The 22303-nt window shown below is 39.0% G+C and carries 28 protein-coding genes; 17 read left to right on the forward strand and 11 right to left on the reverse strand.

Annotated elements, in window-relative coordinates; translation table 11 throughout:
* The first annotated feature begins 137 nt into the window (after positions 1 to 137).
* Positions 138 to 947 (forward strand): nucleotidyltransferase domain-containing protein, encoded by an 810-nt coding sequence (locus HYV86_07285; GenBank protein MBI2573641.1) that lies wholly within the window; start codon positions 138 to 140, stop codon positions 945 to 947.
* On the opposite strand, the gene HYV86_07290 is transcribed toward HYV86_07285, so the two are convergent.
* Entirely contained in the window at positions 944 to 1279 is a 336-nt protein-coding gene (locus tag HYV86_07290; protein ID MBI2573642.1) for a tRNA-binding protein, read from the reverse strand. The two genes, HYV86_07285 and HYV86_07290, sit on opposite strands and share 4 nt — an antisense overlap.
* 53 nt (positions 1280 to 1332) lie before the next feature.
* Positions 1333 to 2004 carry a helix-turn-helix domain-containing protein gene (locus HYV86_07295; protein MBI2573643.1) on the reverse strand — a complete coding sequence of 224 codons (672 nt, stop codon included), beginning with the start codon at positions 2002 to 2004 and terminating at the stop codon, positions 1333 to 1335.
* 51 nt (positions 2005 to 2055) lie between these two features.
* On the opposite strand from HYV86_07295, the gene dcd reads away from it, so the two are divergent.
* The 6 genes from dcd to HYV86_07325 all read left to right on the forward strand — a co-directional run bounded on the left by dcd (position 2056) and on the right by HYV86_07325 (position 6563).
* A complete protein-coding gene (gene dcd, locus HYV86_07300; protein ID MBI2573644.1) occupies positions 2056 to 2595 on the forward strand; it encodes a dCTP deaminase in 540 nt (179 codons plus the stop codon).
* Positions 2596 to 2632: 37 nt separating this feature from the next.
* On the forward strand, positions 2633 to 4333 hold the full coding sequence (locus tag HYV86_07305; protein MBI2573645.1) for a glutamate--tRNA ligase: 1701 nt from the start codon (positions 2633 to 2635) through the stop codon (positions 4331 to 4333).
* 9 nt (positions 4334 to 4342) lie between these two features.
* On the forward strand, positions 4343 to 4741 hold the full coding sequence (locus HYV86_07310; GenBank protein MBI2573646.1) for a VOC family protein: 399 nt from the start codon (positions 4343 to 4345) through the stop codon (positions 4739 to 4741).
* A 63-nt stretch (positions 4742 to 4804) separates the two neighbouring features.
* Positions 4805 to 5287: a GNAT family N-acetyltransferase gene (locus HYV86_07315; protein ID MBI2573647.1), complete on the forward strand. Its 483-nt coding sequence runs from the start codon at positions 4805 to 4807 to the stop codon at positions 5285 to 5287.
* Positions 5288 to 5539: 252 nt separating this feature from the next.
* Positions 5540 to 6016: a hypothetical protein gene (locus tag HYV86_07320; GenBank protein ID MBI2573648.1), complete on the forward strand. Its 477-nt coding sequence runs from the start codon at positions 5540 to 5542 to the stop codon at positions 6014 to 6016.
* Between the two features lie 49 nt (positions 6017 to 6065).
* Positions 6066 to 6563 carry a hypothetical protein gene (locus HYV86_07325; protein ID MBI2573649.1) on the forward strand — a complete coding sequence of 166 codons (498 nt, stop codon included), beginning with the start codon at positions 6066 to 6068 and terminating at the stop codon, positions 6561 to 6563.
* Between the two features lie 40 nt (positions 6564 to 6603).
* Here the strand turns inward: HYV86_07325 and HYV86_07330 are convergent, their stop codons facing one another.
* Positions 6604 to 6867, reverse strand: a complete 264-nt coding sequence (locus tag HYV86_07330) for a PRC-barrel domain-containing protein (GenBank protein MBI2573650.1) — start codon at positions 6865 to 6867, stop codon at positions 6604 to 6606.
* A gap of 175 nt (positions 6868 to 7042) precedes the next feature.
* Between HYV86_07330 and lgt the strand changes: the two genes are divergently transcribed.
* Positions 7043 to 7876, forward strand: a complete 834-nt coding sequence (gene lgt, locus HYV86_07335; protein MBI2573651.1) for a prolipoprotein diacylglyceryl transferase — start codon at positions 7043 to 7045, stop codon at positions 7874 to 7876.
* A 12-nt stretch (positions 7877 to 7888) separates the two neighbouring features.
* Here the strand turns inward: lgt and HYV86_07340 are convergent, their stop codons facing one another.
* Positions 7889 to 8608: a hypothetical protein gene (locus tag HYV86_07340; protein MBI2573652.1), complete on the reverse strand. Its 720-nt coding sequence runs from the start codon at positions 8606 to 8608 to the stop codon at positions 7889 to 7891.
* A 123-nt stretch (positions 8609 to 8731) separates the two neighbouring features.
* Here HYV86_07340 and HYV86_07345 point away from each other — a divergent pair, with 123 nt between their 5' ends.
* Entirely contained in the window at positions 8732 to 9451 is a 720-nt protein-coding gene (locus HYV86_07345; GenBank protein ID MBI2573653.1) for a hypothetical protein, read from the forward strand.
* Here the strand turns inward: HYV86_07345 and HYV86_07350 are convergent.
* Positions 9448 to 10161 carry a hypothetical protein gene (locus HYV86_07350; protein MBI2573654.1) on the reverse strand — a complete coding sequence of 238 codons (714 nt, stop codon included), beginning with the start codon at positions 10159 to 10161 and terminating at the stop codon, positions 9448 to 9450. The genes HYV86_07345 and HYV86_07350 overlap by 4 nt on opposite strands.
* Positions 10162 to 10318: 157 nt before the next feature.
* On the opposite strand from HYV86_07350, the gene HYV86_07355 reads away from it, so the two are divergent.
* From HYV86_07355 to HYV86_07365, 3 genes are read left to right on the forward strand one after another with little or no spacing between them, the layout of a single operon-like run.
* On the forward strand, positions 10319 to 10774 hold the full coding sequence (locus tag HYV86_07355) for a hypothetical protein (GenBank protein MBI2573655.1): 456 nt from the start codon (positions 10319 to 10321) through the stop codon (positions 10772 to 10774).
* Positions 10775 to 10812: 38 nt separating this feature from the next.
* Positions 10813 to 11796, forward strand: coding sequence for a hypothetical protein (locus HYV86_07360; protein ID MBI2573656.1), 984 nt, complete (start codon positions 10813 to 10815; stop codon positions 11794 to 11796).
* 26 nt (positions 11797 to 11822) lie between these two features.
* Positions 11823 to 11924, forward strand: coding sequence for a zf-TFIIB domain-containing protein (locus HYV86_07365; protein MBI2573657.1), 102 nt, complete (start codon positions 11823 to 11825; stop codon positions 11922 to 11924).
* Between the two features lie 205 nt (positions 11925 to 12129).
* Here HYV86_07365 and HYV86_07370 read toward each other — a convergent pair whose 3' ends face one another.
* Positions 12130 to 13242, reverse strand: coding sequence for a helix-turn-helix domain-containing protein (locus HYV86_07370; protein ID MBI2573658.1), 1113 nt, complete (start codon positions 13240 to 13242; stop codon positions 12130 to 12132).
* 121 nt (positions 13243 to 13363) lie between these two features.
* Here HYV86_07370 and HYV86_07375 point away from each other — a divergent pair, with 121 nt between their 5' ends.
* Positions 13364 to 14407: a pyridoxal-phosphate dependent enzyme gene (locus HYV86_07375; GenBank protein MBI2573659.1), complete on the forward strand. Its 1044-nt coding sequence runs from the start codon at positions 13364 to 13366 to the stop codon at positions 14405 to 14407.
* Positions 14408 to 14412: 5 nt separating this feature from the next.
* Here HYV86_07375 and HYV86_07380 read toward each other — a convergent pair whose 3' ends face one another.
* The 3 genes from HYV86_07380 to HYV86_07390 all read right to left on the reverse strand — a co-directional run bounded on the left by HYV86_07380 (position 14413) and on the right by HYV86_07390 (position 17577).
* Positions 14413 to 14985, reverse strand: coding sequence for a hypothetical protein (locus tag HYV86_07380; GenBank protein ID MBI2573660.1), 573 nt, complete (start codon positions 14983 to 14985; stop codon positions 14413 to 14415).
* A 55-nt stretch (positions 14986 to 15040) separates the two neighbouring features.
* Complete coding sequence (locus HYV86_07385) at positions 15041 to 16804, reverse strand: ribosome biogenesis/translation initiation ATPase RLI (GenBank protein MBI2573661.1); 1764 nt, start codon at positions 16802 to 16804, stop codon at positions 15041 to 15043.
* Positions 16805 to 16956: 152 nt separating this feature from the next.
* Positions 16957 to 17577: a hypothetical protein gene (locus HYV86_07390; GenBank protein ID MBI2573662.1), complete on the reverse strand. Its 621-nt coding sequence runs from the start codon at positions 17575 to 17577 to the stop codon at positions 16957 to 16959.
* Positions 17578 to 17652: 75 nt separating this feature from the next.
* Between HYV86_07390 and HYV86_07395 the strand changes: the two genes are divergently transcribed.
* The 3 genes from HYV86_07395 to HYV86_07405 all read left to right on the forward strand — a co-directional run bounded on the left by HYV86_07395 (position 17653) and on the right by HYV86_07405 (position 19911).
* The gene (locus HYV86_07395; GenBank protein ID MBI2573663.1) at positions 17653 to 17817 is read left to right on the forward strand and encodes a hypothetical protein; all 165 of its coding nucleotides are present in this window, start codon (positions 17653 to 17655) and stop codon (positions 17815 to 17817) included.
* Positions 17818 to 18191: 374 nt separating this feature from the next.
* Positions 18192 to 19115, forward strand: coding sequence for an ABC transporter ATP-binding protein (locus HYV86_07400; GenBank protein ID MBI2573664.1), 924 nt, complete (start codon positions 18192 to 18194; stop codon positions 19113 to 19115).
* A gap of 10 nt (positions 19116 to 19125) precedes the next feature.
* Positions 19126 to 19911, forward strand: a complete 786-nt coding sequence (locus HYV86_07405) for an ABC transporter permease (protein MBI2573665.1) — start codon at positions 19126 to 19128, stop codon at positions 19909 to 19911.
* 34 nt (positions 19912 to 19945) lie between these two features.
* Here the strand turns inward: HYV86_07405 and HYV86_07410 are convergent, their stop codons facing one another.
* Positions 19946 to 20611 carry a class I SAM-dependent methyltransferase gene (locus HYV86_07410; protein MBI2573666.1) on the reverse strand — a complete coding sequence of 222 codons (666 nt, stop codon included), beginning with the start codon at positions 20609 to 20611 and terminating at the stop codon, positions 19946 to 19948.
* A gap of 104 nt (positions 20612 to 20715) precedes the next feature.
* Here HYV86_07410 and HYV86_07415 point away from each other — a divergent pair, with 104 nt between their 5' ends.
* Positions 20716 to 21591, forward strand: a complete 876-nt coding sequence (locus tag HYV86_07415) for a hypothetical protein (GenBank protein MBI2573667.1) — start codon at positions 20716 to 20718, stop codon at positions 21589 to 21591.
* Here the strand turns inward: HYV86_07415 and HYV86_07420 are convergent.
* Positions 21588 to 21995 (reverse strand): hypothetical protein, encoded by a 408-nt coding sequence (locus tag HYV86_07420; protein MBI2573668.1) that lies wholly within the window; start codon positions 21993 to 21995, stop codon positions 21588 to 21590. The two genes, HYV86_07415 and HYV86_07420, sit on opposite strands and share 4 nt — an antisense overlap.
* Between the last annotated feature and the right edge of the window lie 308 nt (positions 21996 to 22303).

Raw genomic sequence — 22303 nt, forward strand, 5'->3', positions numbered from 1 at the left:
TTTATGGTTTATATCTTTTATTATCCAAAATGATCTATCACTGTTCTTATAACTCCTCTACAACCCATTTTAATCAATTTATAACTCCTCTCCAATAGTTAAAAGACTTAATAAGCTGCTTTTGCTTCAAACCATCCATGGAGTTCAAAATCGAACGTCGTGTACCACGAAATACACAAAAATACCCCACTGATGATTTACAACTTTCTCGTAAATTTGCTCAAGAATTAAGTAAAGAATTAGGAGATTTTCTCATGGGGGTCGTTGTTTTTGGCAGTGTTGCACGAAAACAATCTACTGAGCAAAGCGATATTGATATCCTTATAATCACTGATGATACTAATTATATCATTACTGAACCTCTCATCGAAGGTTATCGCCTCATTGTTGAACGAGTTATGGAAAAAATTTCAAGTCGTTTTCACATAACCTCCATGACCTTCACCACATTCTGGGAACAGTCTCGTGCCGGTGATCCTATTGTTGTGAATATTTTGCGTGATGGAGTAGGTCTCTATGATACTGGTTTTTTCTCACCTCTTCAAGGTCTTTTACAAAGCGGCAAAGTACGTCCATCAGAAGAAAGCATATGGCACTATTTTGGACGTTCTCCTCGCACTTTACTCAACTCCCGTTGGCACGTTCTCCAAGCAACATTAGATCTTTATTGGGGTGTCATTGACGCTGCCCACGCTGCACTTATGCGAGCAAACCAAGTGCCCCCTACCCCTGAACATGTTGCTGATTTGCTTGAAACAGTATACGTTAAAAAAGGACTCCTTCCTAAAAAATATGTTGAAGTTATGCGTATGTTTTATCGATTAAGTAAAGACATCACCCATCGTGAAATCAAAGACGTCAATGGCAAAGAATATGATCAATTGTATTCCCAAGCTGACGATTTTGTTAAAGTCATGAGAAAACTGGTAGAAAGAGGGAAGTATTAATACAACCTTTTCCCATTCTCAACTTTTCTCTCAACTGTTGCGAGAATCACGCCTTTCTCACCATCAAATCCCATCGTCAATACTTCAGAAATAAACGGACCGATCTGTTTGGGTGCAAAATTAACAACGCACAAAACTTGTTTGCCTACTAATTCTTCTTTAGAGTAATACGCAGTAATTTGAGCACTCGAATTTTTGATTCCTATCTCGCCAAGATCGATCTTCAGCTTATACGCAGGTTTGCGTGCTTGGGGAAAATCCTCAGCAGTAATGATTGTGCCAACGCGGATGTCCACGTTGTGAAAATCCTCATAGGTAATTGTCGGTTGCATTTTCATCTTAAGTTCAGTTCTGGTATTTCTACTTTTACCCGAACATATTCGGGCTATTTACCCAATACTCTTCCAATTAAAATGGGTAATAATTTCATCTCTGCTTTTCGTAAATGTTCTTGAAATGTTGATATACTTACTTTTGCAATTCGCGCTAATTGTGCCAAGTTTACCTTATGTGGGTAGGCGTAGTACCCATGCATATACGCTAATTCCAATGCTTTCTTTTGATTCTTTGTAAGCGAAGGCATTATGTTTGGAAAATATACATCATTCAGAGTTGATTTCTCCATTTTAAGAATAATACATATTTGCATATGCTCTCGTAACTGAGCAATAAATTTCTCCAGTTCTTTTTTCTCCCATGATGCCACCTCCCAATATTCGTGACCATCTGAAGAATTGATCACAGGTTTTACAAAAAAGGTTTGAGGAGTATGATACAGCATTACGTGTTCTCCTTTTGTCCCCAAATTAATCTCGTAGGTAAAGATGTCACCGGCAATTTCTAAGTTTGTCAGTCTCTTATCTTTTTTCAAATCTCCTAAGAATTGTTTCTTTTTCTTTTCATCATGGTCTTGAAAATAACACGTAGTTGTGGCATATTTCTTCCCTGCTTTGACGTAGTGGGTAGTAGGATATGAAAGAACCGTAAGATCAAATTTCTCACAACGTCGTACGATGGGGCAATCAGCATGGCGTAGTTTGAGTTTGGTAATCCACATATATTCTAGATAGGCATAAGATCTTTAAAAAATAAGGGTTTTTCTAAGCTTATGATTCTCTCCACCAAAAAACTTCTCCTTCTCATCCACGAGCAAAAGCTCATCGAGCATCTCTGCGAACGTGAACTCAATAATCCCGAAGGAACTGGATTTGATCTACGTGTAGCAAAACTATTTCAAATTACGTCTCCAACATTCTTAGGAGTAACACAACGTGAAAGTTCATCAACAACACTTCTCGCAGAGATTGGCAAGCAACAATCATACACACTTCAATCAGGCGAGTATGTTTTAGCGCAAACTATTGAAACTCTCAACATGCCTTCTGATCTCGTTGCATTTTTATCTATGCGCAGCATTCTTTTTCGTGGGGGAGTAATGATGCTCATGTCTGCAAAAGTTGATCCTGGATATCAAGGCCCATTAGTTGTCGGTCTAAAAAATGTTGGTCCACATCCATTTACCGTTGAATTGGGGGCACGTTTCATGCATATCCAATTTGCTAAAATCGATGGAGATAACATTAGGTCATATGAAGGTCAATGGCAAGGTGGTCGATTAAGTACCAACGGACGTGAAACACAAAATTAGGCAAACCTTTTAATAAGGGAAAACGCCCCAGCTCTCCATGAAAGATCTTATCCTTCCTCACGCACTGCACAACGCCATCCAATTTCAAGGCAAAGGTAATTCTAAAGTTGTTTTAGGAGCCGTACTCAAAGAACATCCACAATTAAAAAGCGACGTTCCGAGCTTAATGAAAGAAATAGATGCAGTATTCAAAGATCTCTCTACTTTGAGTATCGAACAAATGCAGCAAAAGCTCAATCAACTACGTCCTGATCTAACCAAACCCACTACCTGCGAAATTCCCCAAGGTCCGCTTAAAGCATTACCCAACGCTTGCAAAGGCGAAGTTGTCGTGAGAATTGCTCCCTCTCCTTCTGGACCTTTGCATATTGGTCATGCCTATGGTACCTCACTTAACTACGAATACGCCAAGATGTACAACGGTAAACTAATTTTACGTCTTGAAGATACCAATGCAGAAAACATCTATCCGCAAGCCTATGAACTAATCGAACGCGATGCACGTTGGATGACAGACAATGGTATTAATGAAGTTGTGCTTCAATCTTCACGTTTAGGCATGTATTACGACAATGCAGAAAAATTGGTTATGGCTGGCAATGCGTATGTGTGTACCTGTTCTGCTGAAGAATGGAAAGAGCTGAAGAATAAAGCCATTCCCTGTCCCTGTCGAACCATTTCTATCAATGAAAACAAGCTACGATTTGCAAAACTCTTTGGAGAATATGCCGAAGGAGAAGCAGTTGTGCGTATCAAAACAGATATTGCTCACAAGAATCCCGCCATGCGTGATTTTCCCATCATGCGTATTGTTGAACATATCCACCCTAAAACCGGAAAGTCACAACGTGTTTGGCCTTTAATGATTTTTAGCGTCGCGGTCGATGATCATGAATTAGGTATTACGCATGTTCTGAATGGTAAAGACCATACAGACAACGGCGAAAAAGAGCGCTTAATTATGCAGATGCTAGGCTGGAAAACGCCAGAGTATAAACATTGGGGCATGATCAATTTTGATGGATTCACATTAAGCACCACTCAAACTCGTCAAGCAATTGAACAAGGAAAATATAATGGGTGGGATGACATTCGTATTCCATTTTTACCTGCACTACGTCGCCGTGGCTATCAACCGGGTGCGTTTCGCAAATTTGCTATTGAAATAGGTCTAAGTCTGAATGATAAAACCGTTACCATGGAAGAGTTCTGGAAAATGATTAACTCGTTTAATCGTGACATCATTGAACCAAACGCAAATCGTTACTTTTTCGTGCATGATCCTGTGAAAATTGAACTTAATGGTGCTTCTCATAAAAAAGTAAGCATGGCCTTGCATGATAGTTTTCCTGATCGGGGTATGCGAACATTAACATCAAGTTCTACTGTCTATCTTGGACGTAAAGATGTTGATCATCTCGAAGAAGGTAAAATTCATCGTCTCATTGACTTTTGTAACATTGTTATGGAGAATGGTAAATACAAGGTTGTTTCTGAAAAGTATGAAGAATTCAAAAATGCTTCTAACCGTGGGTCAATTATCCATTGGTTGCCTGTCTGTTCAGATCTTATCAACGTGGAAGTCTTACTCGAAGATGGCTCAATCATCAAAGGCTTTGGCGAACCCGTGCTCAAGAACATCAAAGAACGCGATATCGTGCAATTTGAACGCTTTGCATTTTGTACGTTGGACGCAAAAACTTCCTCTACTCTAGTATTTTGGTACTTGCATAAATAAACGCCCAAGATGGAATATTCGTCTAAAGATCCTTCAGGTCATCTCAAACTTACTGTAAGCGATTTTCAAAAAAGTAATATTTTCTATTCACTTCTTTTTGATATGTTGGGCTTTGAGCAGATCTCTATAAAAGAACAGAGTGCAGGATGGGTTACTCCTCAAGGTTTTGGTATTTGGATCGCACAAGCAAAAATAACTGACCTCAAACCAGTTTTTTCTGCCCCTGGCTTTCATCATCTTTGTCTTAAAGCTACGTCTCCACAACAAGTCGATGCCATATACACTCTGATGAAAAATCAAACTTTTATTTTCGATCCTCCACAAAAGTACTCGAAATATACAGAAAAATACTATGCTTTCTTTTTTGCCGATCCGGATGGAATGAAATTAGAAGTGGCATATTATTAAAACGAGAGGACTATAAAACAAAAAGACCAATACCTTCTTAAATCCATTTTTCCTACTTCTACTATGCAAAACCTCCACATTCGTCTTATTGAGCAACGTGATCTCAAAATTCTCGCAAAACTCTACTGTAAAGTCTATGATCACTTTGATGTGGGAGAGAAATGGAAACCTGCATCCGCCCTCAAACTCATGCAGTATCATTACAATCAACAACCTGATCTCTTTTTTGTCGCAGAAATAGATCAAAGAATTGTGGGTGGGTTTGTCGCTGAGATTCAACCGTGGTGGGATGGCAATCGCCTGATTAACGGCGAGATTTTTGTTGATCCTGCATATCAAAAACATGGTGTTGGGACGGTTCTCTCAAAAGCACTCTACGAAAAAGCAATTAAGAAATACCGTGCTCTTACCTTTGATACCATTACGTTTGCCAAAACAACCTATCCTCTTGCGTGGTATAGTAAGCTAGGTTTTACCAAAATGGATAATTTAATGCTGATTTCTGGCAATCTCAAGAAGGTTCTCAAGAATTTGAAGAAGAAATAAACGGTATCGTCTCTATTTTAGGTGGGGAAATTTAATTTTTGTCATGTATACTAAAACTCCCTTGAAATCGAACAGGAAGGGGAGTTTTATATATATAAAATGCGCCCTACAATATTCTGATTCAAGCGCATTTTACTATATTTCGAAAACTATACAGAAAAAAGTTTCTGGAGTTTCGAAAATCGACAAACGATTTTCGGAAACATTTAAAAGAACTAAACCTTACCTTCTTATCTTAAAAGAGATGATCAAATGTCGAAAATTGCTCGCGATACGCCATTAGCGGAGTTAACATTACGCCGCTATGAAAAACCTGCCATGGATGGGCGGGATTTAGTACGTAAATTCTGTCTCTCAGTGGGTCTTTTACAGCCGGGCGATTCTCGCGATGTTGTTGTCGACGTCCTTCTGGTCCTTCTTCAAGCCAAAAAACGTAAAGAAGAGTTACATTCAGAAGAAATCAAAAATCTGGTTATGGATTATCGTAAGAAAAACGGTTTAGCCATGTTAGGAATTGCATCTTCTAATATCCGCAGACAACTCAAACGCCTCAAAGATCTCTATTTAATCGAAACCAACGCCAATTTGTATCGTGTTGCTGAATGGGCTTCTCTAACTGAGCTTTTTGATGAAAAAGTAGTCAATTTCGTTCTTAAATCCGTCTTGGCACGTGTCCGTGAGTATGCCAAGAAAGTCGATGAAGAGTATGAGTTGGGGAAAGAAGAGTAGATCTGTTTCTATCTAAAAATATTTAAACTTCAAACGGCTCTTGGTTATTATGTCTTTTAAAGTAACTCCACACAATCTTACCAATGTTCTTGAACAGTATGCAGATTGGAGAGAACCAACAACGCTTTGGGTCCCTTATGGGCGTCAAGATTTAGAGGTAGGGATCGAGGCTCCATCTCGTCAACAAGTTCAAGCTGCATTAATCCACTATGATCTACGAGACCAACTTGGTAATCCAAACTTAGGGTTAGATGTGCGAGGTAATTATTTCGGTACAGGTCTTGCCTTGGTTACCGGCCGCACCAGATTTGATCCCAAAGATTTCCAGATCAGCTATCGCGCAATCCCTATTGCTCCGGGACTAACAATGTTTGCACGAAATCGTGAATTTCTCTATACTACACAACCAGAAGAAGAGGGTGGTCTTGAACGCGTGACGTGGGTAGCTCCTCGTTTTAGTGAACCTATTAAAGGATTCGATGGACGACCATTTCGTATGGAATGCATTGGACCAGGAATGTATCAAGGAACACACGGTCTTCTTTAATTAGTATAAATTAAGATAAGAAAAAAGAGCTAAAAAAAATCTAAACAATATCTTCTTCTGCAACAACGATATAATCACCGGTTGCAATAACTGCGGAGAATGGAATTAATACTTGGCCGTCTTTGGTTTTTTCAAGTTCCATACGGTCGATGTATGCGGTTCCATTACGCAATACGATATGAATCAATTCTCCTGATCCAACTTCGTAGATGAGATCTCCTACTTCTCCAAACTTCTTACCAGATTTGGATACAATAGTTTTTCCTAGGAGTTCTTTAGAATAACACTTGTCTTTCTCTGCCATGATGATTTCACCCTCATTTTTGATCGCCAATTACCCAAAAGCGATATCCTACAGAGAGGTGGAGGATATATAAAGTTTACGGTGATGGTATAGTTATAGTACAGGTGGTAAATCCTGTCCCTGAAACGTAAAATGGAGCTAAAATCTTAAATACCCTCTCTTCCTCTTTCTCTTTATGTGGACTCATTCCCTTGATCCTGTATTAGTCCATCTCGGACCGCTCGAAATTCGCTGGTATGGGTTGGTCTATGTTCTGGGTTTTCTGTTTGCTGCCTGGTTATTACATAAATATCGTTCTCATCTCAACATGAGCAAAGATGAAGTCTGGGATTTGATGCTCTATGTTATTTTAGGAGTATTAATTGGCTCGCGTGTTTTTGAAGTCTTTTGGGAACCACGTTACTATCTTTCTAATCCTTTGAATTTCTTTAAAGTCTGGCAAGGAGGCATGAGTTTTCATGGCGGGTTTGTTGGTATAATTGCAGGGGTATGGCTCTATGCTCGCAAGACAAAACGGTCATTTTCACAACTTGCTGATATCATTTCCATGCCAGCCATGCTTGCACTTGCGTTTGGCAGAATTGCTAACTTCGTGAATGGGGAATTATGGGGCACTGTTGCCGATCAAACAAAGACTTGGTGGTGTGTCAATTTCAAAAACACCGGTGGTCAAGATCTCTGTCGACATCCTCAACAGTTGTATGCTGCTACATATCGTTTTATGATTGCTGGTTGGCTGTGGTTTTTGCTATCAAAGAATAAGTTCAGGACAGGTCAAGTCACTAGCGTTCGTGACCAGCACTTCTCTTCATTTCGTGCTGGCTTTCTCTTCTGGAACTTCGTCCTCCTTGAAGGTATCGGTCGTTTCATCGTTGACTTTTGGCGCGAAGACACACTCTGGGGTCCCTTGACAATTGGTCAATGGTTTAGTGCTGCGATGGTTGTCGTGGCAGTTGTGGTAATGATACGAAGGTACAAAGATGATTGGAAAAAGATAACTCAAAAATAAAAAATAAAGAAATTACTCCCTCACTTTTCTTGTAACGACAAGTTCCAAGTCCTCTCGTTGGTGAGTATCGTTGAGGATTTTACGCAAATCGGCTTCCGTTTTCGCTAATGTTTGCTCGTCCTCTGACTCAAACTCGACGCGGGTAAAGTGCCTGCCACTAACACCATACGCTCCTATTCTCGCGGTGGGATTCTCTGTCGCGTATCTGTTCAAATACACGTGAACCGCTTTGGCAACAACTTCTCGTTTCTCATGTGAGGTCAGTACCTTATGTTCGGTGTCTCTAATATACCCTGTAAATCTGCGTGAGGTTGGGTCGATGTGTTGTTCTAAATCAACATCTAAAACAAACTTGTAGTTGATGAAACTAAATTCTCGCAGCGATCGTTGAAGATCACTAGCAGATTCAACTCCCAATTTGTAGGCAATCTCTACTCCGCTCTCACAATCGCCAAATTCGCCCTCATATCCGTTCAGATGAAGTCGTACTCGTTGCGACTCAAGTGTCTCTAGAGTTTCTATTCCTTCTTTTGGACTTGTCATCCCTTCAAGGGGTGCATATAAATCTGCGAGAAACTCTAATCCCGATTCTGTAGTTCTCAACTCAACAGTGAGATTAGCTGATCTATGTTTTAATACCAGAGAGTCTTCACTCACTCCTTCAATCTGTTCAAACCTTCGCGTCAATGCTTGAGGCATTTGTTGGTACATATCCCTTATTTTTTGATTCATTTTTCTATTCCTCCATCTACCTCAAACCCATTTCTAAACTCTCAAAGTCCTCTTAAACAATCACTCTCCAAAAATGGAGGAGAAAAAGAAAGCATTAAAAACAGCCAAATCATTCAACTAAAAATGGACGCTCAAATCCTCGAAGACATCGGTCTCACTACGGCCGAAATCAAAGTCTATCTCACTCTGTTAGAACTCGGCTCATCCACTGCTGGCCCTATTATCGAGAAATCACGTCTGCAAAGCTCTGTGGTTCACATGACGTTAATCAAACTCACTAGTAAAGGATTCATAACAAGCATTCAAGAAGGCAAACGGCACCACTATCAAGCTACCAATCCCAACAACATCGTCAATTTCATTAACGAAAAGAGAGATCGTTTCCAACAACTCCTCCCACAACTTCTCGTAAAACAACAACAAGCCAAAGCAAAACCTGAAGTCACACTCTATCGTGGCATCAAAGGGATTAAAGAATTATTATTAGAACTTCTCAACGCTGGAGGTTCAGAACATCACACATTCGGCTCAAGTAAAAAATCATTAATGCTCGGCGATGCGTGGTGGGTTCACTATCACAAACAACGTGCCGCTAAGAAAATCAAAGCAAAACTACTCTTCAACGAATCTCTTAAAGCGTGGAACGCAGAAGCAAAATACCCTTTAGCTCAAGTCAAATACACCAAGCAAGGTTTTGAACCACTTACAGAAACTATAATAAGAAACGACAAAGTTGGCATCATCATCTGGACAGACAACCCAATTGGGACATTAATCCACCAAAAAGAAGCTGCAGAGTCGTACGATCAATTTTTTACGTTGATGTGGGGTGGTGGTCGTTAAGCTGCTTTCTGAGTCCGATAACTAAACTCTGAATCATACTCTAAAACCTGCACTCCATTGCAATCAAGTCGGCTCATTCCAAATCCTAATAAGAAAGGGTTACCCTGCCAATCATTTATTCTATATCCTGCAATACCCTGGCGAGTTGCCTCTCGTACTTTTATTTCAATATCACTTCTGTTTTCTTCGCCCAAACTTTTCTTTCTTAAGGTTGAAAAAGCATCACTGCGATGGTTACATCCTGCTGCATAAAACGCAACTGATTTAAACAAAAATTTTCGTTGTTCAATAGCAATATTTCTCTGGGTCTCTTTGTGTCTCGTTTCAATATCTCTTTGATGTCCAAAATTACGAACATATAATTCAAAATCTCCTTGTCGGTTGATACCCACTATCATAGAAAGCTCACAATATATACGATAATTTCCATCATCTGTGGATAGATGATGTGATAAATATCCATTAAGATGTGAAAGTGGGTCGTCACTTCCCTTGACTGCTCTTCTTAACTCCTCATAAAATTCTTCCACTGTCAAATCGCGATTTGTTATTCTTGAAGAAGGTATTTCACCACAGAGCCCAACGAGCATTCCTCCAACTTCCTGTGCTTTATGTGTGAAATGTCTTGGGTAATAAATCGTTGTAGTAACTATTGTATCATATGCAAAGATAATGCCCTCCTGGGTTTTTGCAGCTACGAGTAAAGTCATAATCAACTAATAAAAAGTAGCTTTAAAAGAAATATTCTACTTTATTCTTGATATTGCAGAATAATTGATATCTTCTAAATCCACAATCTCTCCACAACATTTTTAAATAACTCCTCTTGTTACCATTAAATAGAAACAACAATCGGAGGAAATCCCTATGCGTACAATTATCCTAATACTAAGCATCGTTGCTTTATTACTCGTTGCTGGCTGTGCTCAAGAAGCAGTCCAACCTGAACAAAAAGCAGCTGTTGCTCAAGAAGAATTTGTTCCAGCACCTCAAGTAACTGGTCAAGTATACCAAGTTGTAATGGAAAGCGGTGAATTTATGCCATTAGATCTTGTTATCAATGTTGGTGATACCGTTGAATGGGTTAATGTTGACTACCGTGAACGTCCTGAAGCAGCTGATGACTATCGTGGCAATCGCGATCTTCGTAACGATGAAAATCCTGAAGTAAGCGTTCGTTACACCGTTACGTTTGAAACTGGCGAAGTTGATGCTGATCTTGTCGCAGGTGCAACTGTGCAATACACTTTCATGCAACCAGGTCAATATTTCTACTTTAACAAATACGAACCTGCCATGCGTGGTAGTGTAATTGTAGAATAAATACATTTTTATTTGATTTATTTCTTTACTTTTTTCTCATGGCACATAAAATTGCATTATGGATGAATGGGAGTTCCACGAATCTACGTGGCAGAATTCTTCATGATCTTCAACGCCGTTATACGGGAGACAATACATCTGTCTATCGTGCTGGTGATTCTTACAAACCTCTTTTAGACGCAGATGTTGTCGCCATCTTTGGTGGTGATGGGACTGCGATGCACGTTCTTAATGGTCTAATTAAAGCTCGAGGTAATCAAAAAGGAGATTTTCCTCAAATTCTTGTTCTTCCTTATGGTAATGGCAATGCCTTGGGGTATAGTCTTGGCACGCAGCATCGCAAAGAAGCACCAAGTATTTTAGAAAGAACTATTGAAAAAGATCTCACCCAAACAGTTTCGATTCCACTCATTGAAATTAAAGTGCCCTTGCAGGATTCTCTTTACTTCACCTTTGCCAGCGTGGGTTTAGATGCTCAGGTAGTGAATGAGTATGAAACAATTTGGCGTCCACGTTGTGGTAAAATGGGGTATATCCCTGCTGGGTTACGTCATCTTGCAGCATTAACACCTCTTTACGGCAAAGTAGAAAATTCTCAAGGATATTCCTTTGACCAAGATGGAGTTCTAAACACCACTCTTCACCCTCTTGATAATCTTATCGCCTCTCAAACGGTAACATTCGGTGTTGGAACGACGCCTCATTACGGATGGGGACTCAAAGCACTGCCATTTGCAGAACAGGCTCGTGGATATGGGTTGATGCATGCTCGCAGCTTTAATCCACTTGGTCGCGTTGCTCACTTTTTAGCTCACATCCATTCATTTTGGTCTGGACAATATCGTGGTCCTCTCGTGAATGATGCTATAACTGCAGAACTTACCCTGCGTGCAACACAAGAAAAAATGATGCCATTAGAAGTAGCTGGAGATGTTATTGGGTATGTTCCTAGTGTAACATTTCGTGTTGCGCCGCAATATACATTTAGATTTATTACTGCTACTCGACCCACACAATCTTAATATACTTCTGGTTTCTTCTCTACCTTATGGATTGCCCCAAGTGCAAGTCAAAAGAGATCCAAGAAATCGACGCAGAACTTCTCACATTCTTTAAGTGCCGTAAATGCGGTTATGATGATAGTAAATAAAGTGTACCAATTTTGATCCTGTGGTGTTTTTAACAGCGAAAGGCTTATAACCTTCTCCCACTGCCAACGTCGCTATGAGAAAAATGCATACCAAACAAAAGCGCAATTTACGAATTCGCACTCACAATAACGGTCGCAAATACGTTAAGAAATATGTAGCTAAAAAAGCACCTGCTCAAACCGTAGCTAAAGTAGTAGAATAAATCTATTTTTTCGCTTTTTGCCACAATTCTTCAAAGTATTTTCGATAGGCTAGAATTGTTTCTTTGTTTTTGTTGACAATGACTTGATATTGTTTTTCTGTGTAGACAAAGGTTGCAATTTTTGTATCTGAAATCATCACGCACGCTGGACCTTGGAGCTCTCTGGGTAGAAAACGTACAAGGTAGTCTTTCTTGGCTTTGGTACGTGGTGTAAAATAGTCTCTACTTTTTTTGTCATCATAGGCTACTAATCGTACTTTCACATTACGGGTGTTTCTATCTTCATGCCAAGCATTGCTCCATTCTACTGTGTAGATATCAGCAAGTTCTTTAGACAATCCAAAGCCGACACTATCTTTCGTATTTTCAATCACTTCCCAGAATGCTTGTAAAATGCCTTCTTTGCCTTTGTAGATTCGTACTTCTCGATTCCAGATGGTGTTAAACAAAACTCGGTTATTATCAGCAATATTCTTGTTATCAATATGGATTGCCAAAGGATGATCGTTCCACATCACAATTAATGTAGAATTGCCAAAGGTAAATGTAGTGGTGATTGATTTTTCCTCGAGGGGTAATTGATCGCTTTCCGCCAGTTCTAATTTGATTTTTTCAGAACTTAAAATCTTAAGGGGAATTTTCAAATTAACTCGTCTCGTATTCCAAATCTCAAAATGTACCGAAAACGCACCTTTGAAGAGATTCAGAGAACCATGAACAAACACAGTCTGCTGTTCTTTAAGCATTAAATTAAGCGCGGTCTTGACACCTTTCAAACTCGAATATACTTCTACCTTTGGCACATCTTCTTTAGGTTTACGCATCTTCTCCAATTCTGGTAATACGTCTTTAATTTGCTCTTCGCGTTCTTTGAGTAGAGAAAGGAGTTGCTGTGGTTCTGTGGCGAGGAAATACTTCTTGTTATCTTTAATCACAGAACTAACCAATCCAGCATCATGCAGTTTCTTAAGCCGATCATAGGTAAACGTGCGATTCATACTGTTCTTCTTCGCGATCTCACTCGCTGTCTCTTCACCATATTGTAGCAAATAGAGATAGACTTTGACCTCTGCTTCCGTGAGGCCAAACTGTTGCAAGACTGCTTCTTTGTGCATATATCTGGTTTGGTCTGCCTCTTTTTAAGATTGTCGTTTTAAAATAAGACAACATAGGATTAAATAAAACATATTTTCTTACTTAAGAGTAACAAATAATAAAAATTAGGTGAAAACTACTATGGATCCATTACGTCAACAACTCTATGATGAACTCGAAGCACGCATCGGCAACACACCGCTTGTGCAATACGCTGGTGAGCTTCCCAACAACAATCGTCTCTTCCTCAAACAAGAATGTGATAATCCTTTCGGTTCACATTACGATCGAGTTTATGTAGAACTATTTCGTGAGTTCGAAGAACATCGAGGACTCACACCTGGTTCCAAAGTTCTTGAAACAACCTCGGGAACAGCTGGTACTGCATTTGCAGGTATTGGAAGAGTTCTGGGATATGAATGTCACGTTGCTATCCCTGAAGGCGTGGATGAAGCCATTGTTCGTGTTACGCGAGAACATGGTGCGACTATTTATCGTACACCTGAAAATGAGTATGTAAGTGGTTTTCCTAATTTTCTTCGAGAGTTTCTTCCACAACATCGAGATTTTTATTTCCTGAATCACTCTATGGGTAAACGCGCTGGGGCTGGTTTTAGTAACAATGGAATAACACTACAAGCTTTTGAAGCAATTGCGTATGAAATTATGCAAAAAGTTAGAGTTGATATCTATATGCCTGCGGTGGGCAATGGGTCAACAGTTCTTGGTGTAGCTCGAGCCTTGAGTCCAAAAACTAAAACTATTCCTTTCGAATCTGTTCAAGCAGCAGTGATGTACGATCAAAAATATCCTGGCCGATACGAACAACGCTTTGGCATCAAACCTGGAACATTGCCACGTCATCGTCTACGTGGTACCAGTTACCAAGGTATCGATTTTCCCCACATCAAACACGCAGTTGAAGCTGGTTTAATCAGCGACGCCATGTTAGTCAGCGATCGCTGGCAAGACCACCACTATCAAGAACGTACTGGCAGAAAAACCTTCAAAGAATTACCTCATTGGGATCAAACCTTTACTGGCTATGAAGATGCTGGCCGTTCCACACGAGCAGGTATCGCGTGTGCCATAGAAGTTGCGAAGTCTGTCAAAGATCAAAATATCGTGATTCTTGCCTACGACAAAGCAGACAGATATGATTCAGAAGCAGTGATACCCTACTAAAAGATCTACCGAGAATATGCTTGCTGTAATCGATCACACACATCATCAAAGTTGGTTCCGTCCCAACGTACGACTTGAGGATGTCTATATGATTCATTAAATCTATTGACTGGCATAATCCCCAAACCCCGAGGTCTGTGCTCTAACCAGCTATCCATGAATTCTGGGAAATCATCGTAGAAGACACGCCCATGTACTGCTCCTTTTCTAGTAGAAATATGGGAACCATACGCTTCATCGCGTGGAGCGATGTGTTTTTCACACCATCGTAATTTTTCTGCTGCTGCGTGGGGCATGTGTCGAGGTGCTCTGGTTAAAATATCAATCTCGAAACCGATTTGTATAGATGCATCTAATATCCTAAAACCGTCTTCGATAGGTTCAAGTTCTTCCCACCAACCAGGACGTAGTCTGATGAGGTTAATGAGATTACCAACATAGGGTGGAAGATCTTCTTTCCAATATACAGGATAAGGTGGAGATAGGTTGGAATATTTTTCCATGTCTCTTTCCATTGCTTTGACGTAATTCGCAAGTGAACCATCAAGATCAAAGAGAGCAGATTTTACAATAGGCATACTATCTATTTCTGTTGTATTCTTTATAAGAATTTTTGGATAAAAATTAATTTTCCTAACTATAATACCATTTTCCTTCGGTTCTCTGCTCTCGGTCTTTCACTGACCCTACATCATTCACGCGAGGACGGCGAGAAGTCATATCTCTGCGTAAAGTGATGTTCAAATCTTTCAAAAATCGATTCATGCCTTCTTCCATCTTAAATGGTCCTTCCATCTTTCCATGAACTGCTGGAGTTCCTGAAAAGACAATTAAACGAGTAGAAATATAATCCAGAAACATCAAATCGTGATCTACAATTAAGACAGTAATCCCTCGTTCTTGTGCCACATTACGAATGATTTTGGAAATTTTTAGACGCTGTTCAACATCAAGATATGCTGAAGGCTCATCTAACAAAAATAATTGAGCATCTTGTGATAAACAATGCGCAATAGCCACACGTTGTAACTGTCCTCCTGACAACTCAGACAATTTTTGAGTTAAAAGTGGTTCAATATCCATTGCTCCAATGAGCTGATAAGAATATTTTTCAATTGCTCGTTGTAGAAATTCACTTACAAGCAAATCAGAGTCACTCTCCAGATACTGTGCTTTATAGGCAACTTTAACAGAAGTATCAATGACACCGGAATCGGGTGTAACTAACCCTGCAAGAATTTTAATCAGCGTGGTTTTTCCAATGCCATTCTCTCCTAAGATTCCCACTACTTCATCTCGATGTAGCGTTCCTGCACCAATCTCTAAAGTAAATTTACCTAATGTTTTTTTGAGTGCTGGCCAAGAAATAAGGGGAAATGGTATAGCTCCTCGGCTATCTTGTGCTTTTTCAAATTTGATAGCATGGTCACGGAATCGTACATTTTCCTCACGCAAATATCCTTCTAAGAATGCATTGATACCTTCGCGTGTTGCTTTCAATCCTGAGACAACACCATACGCGCCTTCTTGCCCATACATTATGTTAAGATACTGAGTCATGTAATCTAAAATAATTAAATCGTGCTCGATTACCATGACTGCTGTTTTTTCATCAGCAAGACCGTGGATAAATTCTGAGACTTTGACACGCTGTTTAATATCTAAAAAAGAAGTTGGTTCATCAAAAAGAAATAAATTTGCATTTTTCAAAACACTTGCAGCAATCGCAACACGCTGCAATTCTCCTCCAGAAATTGTCGCAATCTCATTATCCAGAAAATGGGTCAATTGCAATTTCTCCACAACACTCATCATTGTCCCTTTAGAATCAACTCTTGCGAGTAATTCACGCACTGTTCCTTTAGTTTGTTTCGGTATCAAATCTACTTGTTGCGGTTTGTAGCTAAGTGTGATCTCATTTTTATTGAGTTTCTCGAGAAATTTTTGTGTTTCAGTGCCTTTGAAATGATTAATGACTTCTTTAAAATCGGGAGGATTTTCGAAACGGCCAAGATTTGGTTTGAGCATATTCGCCATTATCTTAAGCGCGGTTGATTTTCCAATACCATTTTTCCCTAGAATTCCGGTTACACTGCCAAAAACTGGCGTAGGTAACAAATACAACTCGAACATATTTTGTCCATAACGATGAACTGGGTCTTTGCTAAGAGTATCCGGCAGATTAATGATTTGAATTGCGCCAAATGGACAGCGATTAGGACAGATTCCGCAGCCTGTACATAACATCTCATCAATACGTGCTTTCTTATCTGGTTCTCCGGGAGTAATACATTCTGTTCCTGCGCGATTAACCGGGCACAATTTAGCGCAAAGATAATTCCCACACTCATCAGGGCGGCATTTTGTTCGATCAATAACAGCAATACGCTTACGCATAGAGAAGAATCAAGTAGCCTCTTTTATATTAGTTTTGGTCAGATCGAGAAAGATGTTCTACTATGCCCTAGTTCCAGGCAGTGCACGATCAAATGTGAATAAAACCTCAGTCATTATGGCTATCTCCTAACCTTTGCATACCAAAAATAGGATTATTTCTCATATCCTCCTCTATCAAGACCGTTTTCTAAACCGTTTCTAAAAAGGACCTTATTACACCAGGGCAATTCTCCTTGAACTGATTGTCTAAGATTACGCAGGTTTCCTTCTTCAAAGTGGGCGGCATCTACTAATTTAATGTCAATTGTTCCTTTCACTGTTCTACAAAGAATATTGCCCTCATGTGGGGCAGTCGAATACATGCCAGTTAAAGCGAAAGTGTATCCCATTGCATTACCAATTTCAAACGATACTCCTTCACGTAAATCAACATTTCTTTCTAATCGTTCCAGCTGCTGTTCTAATGATTTGTGGGGAAAACGTTGCATACCAAATACTTTTAGTGCTCCTTCCTCTTCATAGAATAATGGTTTAGGAAAAAAGTCAGGTACTTTATCGTACAAGTGTTCTAATTTTGCATATTCTTCAGGCAAATCGTACTCTTTCTCACGAGGAACAGCAACCACTAGTAAACTTTCACCCGTTGGGCGACTTACATCATAAATTATTTTTTGTGTTCCATCATCTGAAAAAAGCGTTATGCTAGAATCAGAGTATTCATTTCCTAATCCTTTGCATACCAAAGATCTAATATGTTCTTTAATGTCACTCATAAGTAATAATAATTTAAGAGTTTAATTATAAACTTTTTGAGCAGAATTTAAAAAAAGGCGTATCTTTTGTATACTATGCAAAAATGTTCTATCTGTACTAATAAAATCGCCGAACTTTTTCTAAGCAAGATTAAAGGTACCATTGTCCACAAGTCAGGATCATCCAAACAGTATCCTGTGTGCTTTGAATGTCAGAAAAAATTCAAAACAAAAGAAGAACTAATCGCAAAACTAAATTAGTCAATATCTTTCTTTGACAAATCAACTTGGAATGACGATACCTTAAAAAAGAAAACGCATTTTGTGAATTCAATGCCTCTGTGGCTCAACGGTACTTTGCGTAAGTAAATTTTGCGCGAAGCGTAAAAGAGCGACTGCTTCGTAACAAACTTTTCAAAAAAGTTTGATCAAAATCGAGAAAGCAGTAGGTTGAGGGTTCAAATCAACCTTTTAGGAAAAACTTGTGGCAGCAAGTCCTAGAAATGCAAAACATTTCTCATGGCTTGACCAAAACAAGCCTAAAAGTTGTGAATGTCCCTCCAGAGGCTTTTTTTTTCTTTTCTTCCACATCCCTAACCACTATCCTTATTAATCAACCTCTATTTCCTAGATGTATGAATATTCTTGAGGTCAAAAACCTGGTTAAAGAGTACAAAACAAAAACAGGTACGTTTCGTGCAGTAGATGGCATTTCATTTCAAGTTAAAAAAGGAGAGATATTCGGACTCTTAGGAATTAACGGTGCAGGAAAATCCACCACGATCAACATGCTTACAGGTCTTTTACGCCCAACCTCGGGTACCATCAGCATGTTTGGAAAAGATTTTCTTAAAAATGAAGAAGAATGCAAACAACGATTTAATGTCGCCACTGCGTACTATAACCTAAGCCAAAATCTAACCATCAAACAAAATCTTAAAGTCTACGCTTTGCTTTATAATGTCAAAAATGCCGATACCAAGATCAAAGAACTCTGCTCGCAGTTTTCATTACAACATCTCTTTAACACCAAACTGGTTCTGCTTAGTTCGGGAGAACGTACTCGTGTTGTTTTAGTCAAAGCTCTTCTTAGCGACCCCGAACTTCTCTTTCTCGATGAATGTACTGTTGGTCTTGACCCAGACATGGCAGAAATTACACGCGACATGATTGCAAAATATCACAAAAAAACTAATTGCACTATCATCTTCACATCTCATTATATGCAAGAAGTAGAAAAGTTATGTGATCGGGTTGCGTTTGTTGATCAAGGCAAGATTGTTAAAATGGGTAGACCAAAAGATCTTATTGCTGAACTCAAAGTTCAGCGTATTTCATTAACTATCTCTAAAAATCAAAAAGCATTACGAGCTTTCCTCAAGAAAGAGGGTATTAGTTTTGAAGAAAAAGGTGATCTCTTTATTTTTAGTGTTGAAAATCGTACCAATATCATTTATCCTTTGTTTGAAAAATTTATTGAACGTAATCTCGTCTTTGAGGATCTTGTTTTGGAAAAACCAACATTGGAAGAATATTTTCTTTCGAGGTCACGCAAATGAGGACAAAAACATGAAACTACATCGTGTCAAAGCCATGTTATTGAACTATTACTATTTCTCACTTGATAGTCTTGATCGACTTTTTGATATCTTTTATTGGCCAATTATTGACATTTTTATTTGGGGATTTATGACCTTCTACATCCAAGGTCTTTCAGAATATAATATTCTCAATACAGTTTTGGGTGGAATTGTGTTATGGATTTTCTTATGGCGAACCAGTCAAGACATCGTTGTTTATCTTCTCGAAAGTTTTTGGTCAAGAAGTCTATATCATCTGTTTTCTTCTCCACTCAAAAGCAGTGAGTTACTTACCTCATTACTTGTTACGGGATTTGTCCGCGCATTCGCCGCATTTGGTGTCATGCTTAGCGTAAGTTATCTGCTCTATCATTTCAACGTCTTCATCTACAATTGGTTTCACTTTAGCATCCTCATTTCCATTTTACTCATCATGGGGTGGGGTATGGGTATGTTAGTCAGTTCCTTCATTTTTCTTTTTGGAACGCGCGTACAAGTCCTTGCGTGGAGTCCAGTTTGGGTTTTACAACCATTTAGTTGTGTTTTCTATCCGCTCAGCGCGCTTCCTAGTTGGGCAGCAAAAATAGCAATAGTTCTTCCCACCACTCATGTCTTTGAACAAATGCGCGCCACCGTTCATGGTCAACCACTCAACGTACCCTCCGTCATCTACGCATTAGTAGTTTCCATAATCTTTCTGTGCATCGCTGCGTATATTGTATCTTGGGCAGTAGAATCATCAAGACGAAATGGGAAACTAGCCAAAGCAGAATAAATTCATCATACTATAAACCCACTTTCTTAATCGATTATATCTTTACTAACTCTACAAAAAGAACGACTCCACCTAATATTTTAGATTGTTTGATTTTTAGACCTATTTTTGTTGCCAGAAGTTTTACGTCTTGTAAATTATAAGTCCGGGAAACGTAACCGTCTAGAAAAAAAGTTTCAGATTCCTCATCATACTTTTGTATATCTACATCTATTGCATGATACAATTCTAATCTGTCTTTTTTTGTTCCTTTGAGAAAAACGGTAATAAATATACTTTTGTCTGTAATTTCACGTAATATTCTAAGAATATCTTCCTCATTTCTTACATTTCCTAATGTGTTCCATAAACAGAGGGTATGCTCAAAATAAAACGGAGAAAAAAACTCAGCTGCTTTTTCAATTTCAAGTTTATAGATTGTCACATTTGGAAAATGGCTCGCAACCTCTTTGGACTTTTCAATCATATACTCGGCATTATCAATACCTACAAAATCTTTCACAACCGGTGCAAGGACAGGAATAAGTCTTCCAATACCCACACCTGCTTCCAAAATCCTTTTCGAATTTTGTACCAGTTCTAAAAGTAACTTAGTCTCTTCTTCAATATATAGTCTGTATTTTGGAGGATAATACTCTGGGAGTAATCCTTTGAATTTTCCTGATCCATATGTTGTTCCTTCAAAGAAAGTATTACTCATAATCCTCATCCAAACAAACCATATTTTTAAATCTGATCGCATCAAGAAGATATTTGGACATATCTTCCATCATCCTTATAAACTCAAAACCCTCTCAGAAAATCATGAAAGATGTCTTCGAAATACTTGTTGTTGGCGATATTCACAAAGATGCTCTCACCCTGTTAGGTAAACAAGGCAACATCACAACCATCACTAATGATCTTTATCTCTCAACCAAATCGTTTCCATCTACAAATGTCCTAGTCATTCGCACGTTCTCGCCACTCCAACCCAAAGATGTTGCGAAATTTCCACAATTAAAGTATGTCATTAGCTGTAGCGTTGGCTTAGACAATATCGATATTGCAGAACTCACCAAGCATAAAGTAACACTCATCAATTGCCTTGGCACTAATGCCAATAGTGTTGCTGAACACGCCCTCTATCTTATTTTCGCATTGTTACGTCAAGATTCGCAACGTCCATTCGCCGAACTTAAAGGTAAGACAGTTGGTCTTGTCGGTTTTGGTGCTATCGGTAAAATTCTTGCTCGTAAACTTAAAGGCTGTGAAGTGAACGTCGTTGCCTATGATGTTGTACCTCAAGATGTGACCTTACTACAAGAACTCAACGTCGCCATGGTCTCTCTTCCCACTCTTCTTGCCAAAAGTGATATTTTTTCCATTCACGTTCCATTACTTGAACACACACGAAATCTTTGTAATAAAGAATTCTTTTCGCAGATAAAAGAACATGCTTTTTTCATTAATACCTCGCGTGCTGAAGTTGTCGATGAGACAGCACTGCTTTGGGCAATCAAAGAAAAGAAACTGCGCGGTGTTGGCTTAGATGTATTTTCTGAAGATTTACGTAAGAAACTCACCGGCAACATCGTATTGACCAATCATGTTGCAGCACAAGGTGAAGACTCCTTTCGTGAGCAATGCGTTAAGCCAGTAGAGGAGTTTGTGAAAGTGCTGGGAAGGGCACATAATTAAAGTAAGGTAACGCCAATAATATCTTTCAAATTGATTACTCTTCTTTTCCAAACTCCAACAATATTTTGAACTTCTCCCCGTATGTAATCAACCCTAGTTTCAAGATCGTCTGGACTTGCTTTAGATGCTCGAAGTTCATCTAAGTCCAATACATTAGGGGAATGTCGTGCTTCCTCTTCTTGAAGTACTCTCAAATAAGTTTCTGGTGTGTTTACAAAATTGACATGGTTCCCTCCCGGTCTATATACGTCCGAGGGGGTAAGAATGACTTGTAATGAATCTAAATGTACTACTTTGCCAATATAACAATAAGGTCGTGTACGATCTATGGGAAACGATAACGAATCTGGGTTAATGGTTAGTTGTACATAATATTCTACATCTTGGGAAGATAGGGGAATCATCTAGAAACAAAAATGATCCTTTTTTATAATTACTCTGAATTCAAATCTATTCTTCATCTGTTATATTTCTTGATCGTTCCAATTGCCTTTCAATCTCTCGACGTAATTGCATCTCTCTTTCTCGTTTCATTGTCATGTTAATCACCTCATTTATCTAAAATTAAAATGAAATACAACTCAAATTAAATACTGCCCAAAACTTTTCAGCTACAACTCCGTGAAAATCAGGTCGAACAATTCCCACTAAAATCCCATTTCTGAATAATTTTTGTCGCGTCATAATACATCCCCCTCCTCAGGAGGACCAA

It is taken from the genome of Candidatus Woesearchaeota archaeon, from assembly GCA_016188115.1.
In the GTDB taxonomy this organism is placed as follows: Archaea; Nanobdellota; Nanobdellia; order Woesearchaeales; family GW2011-AR9; genus JACPIK01.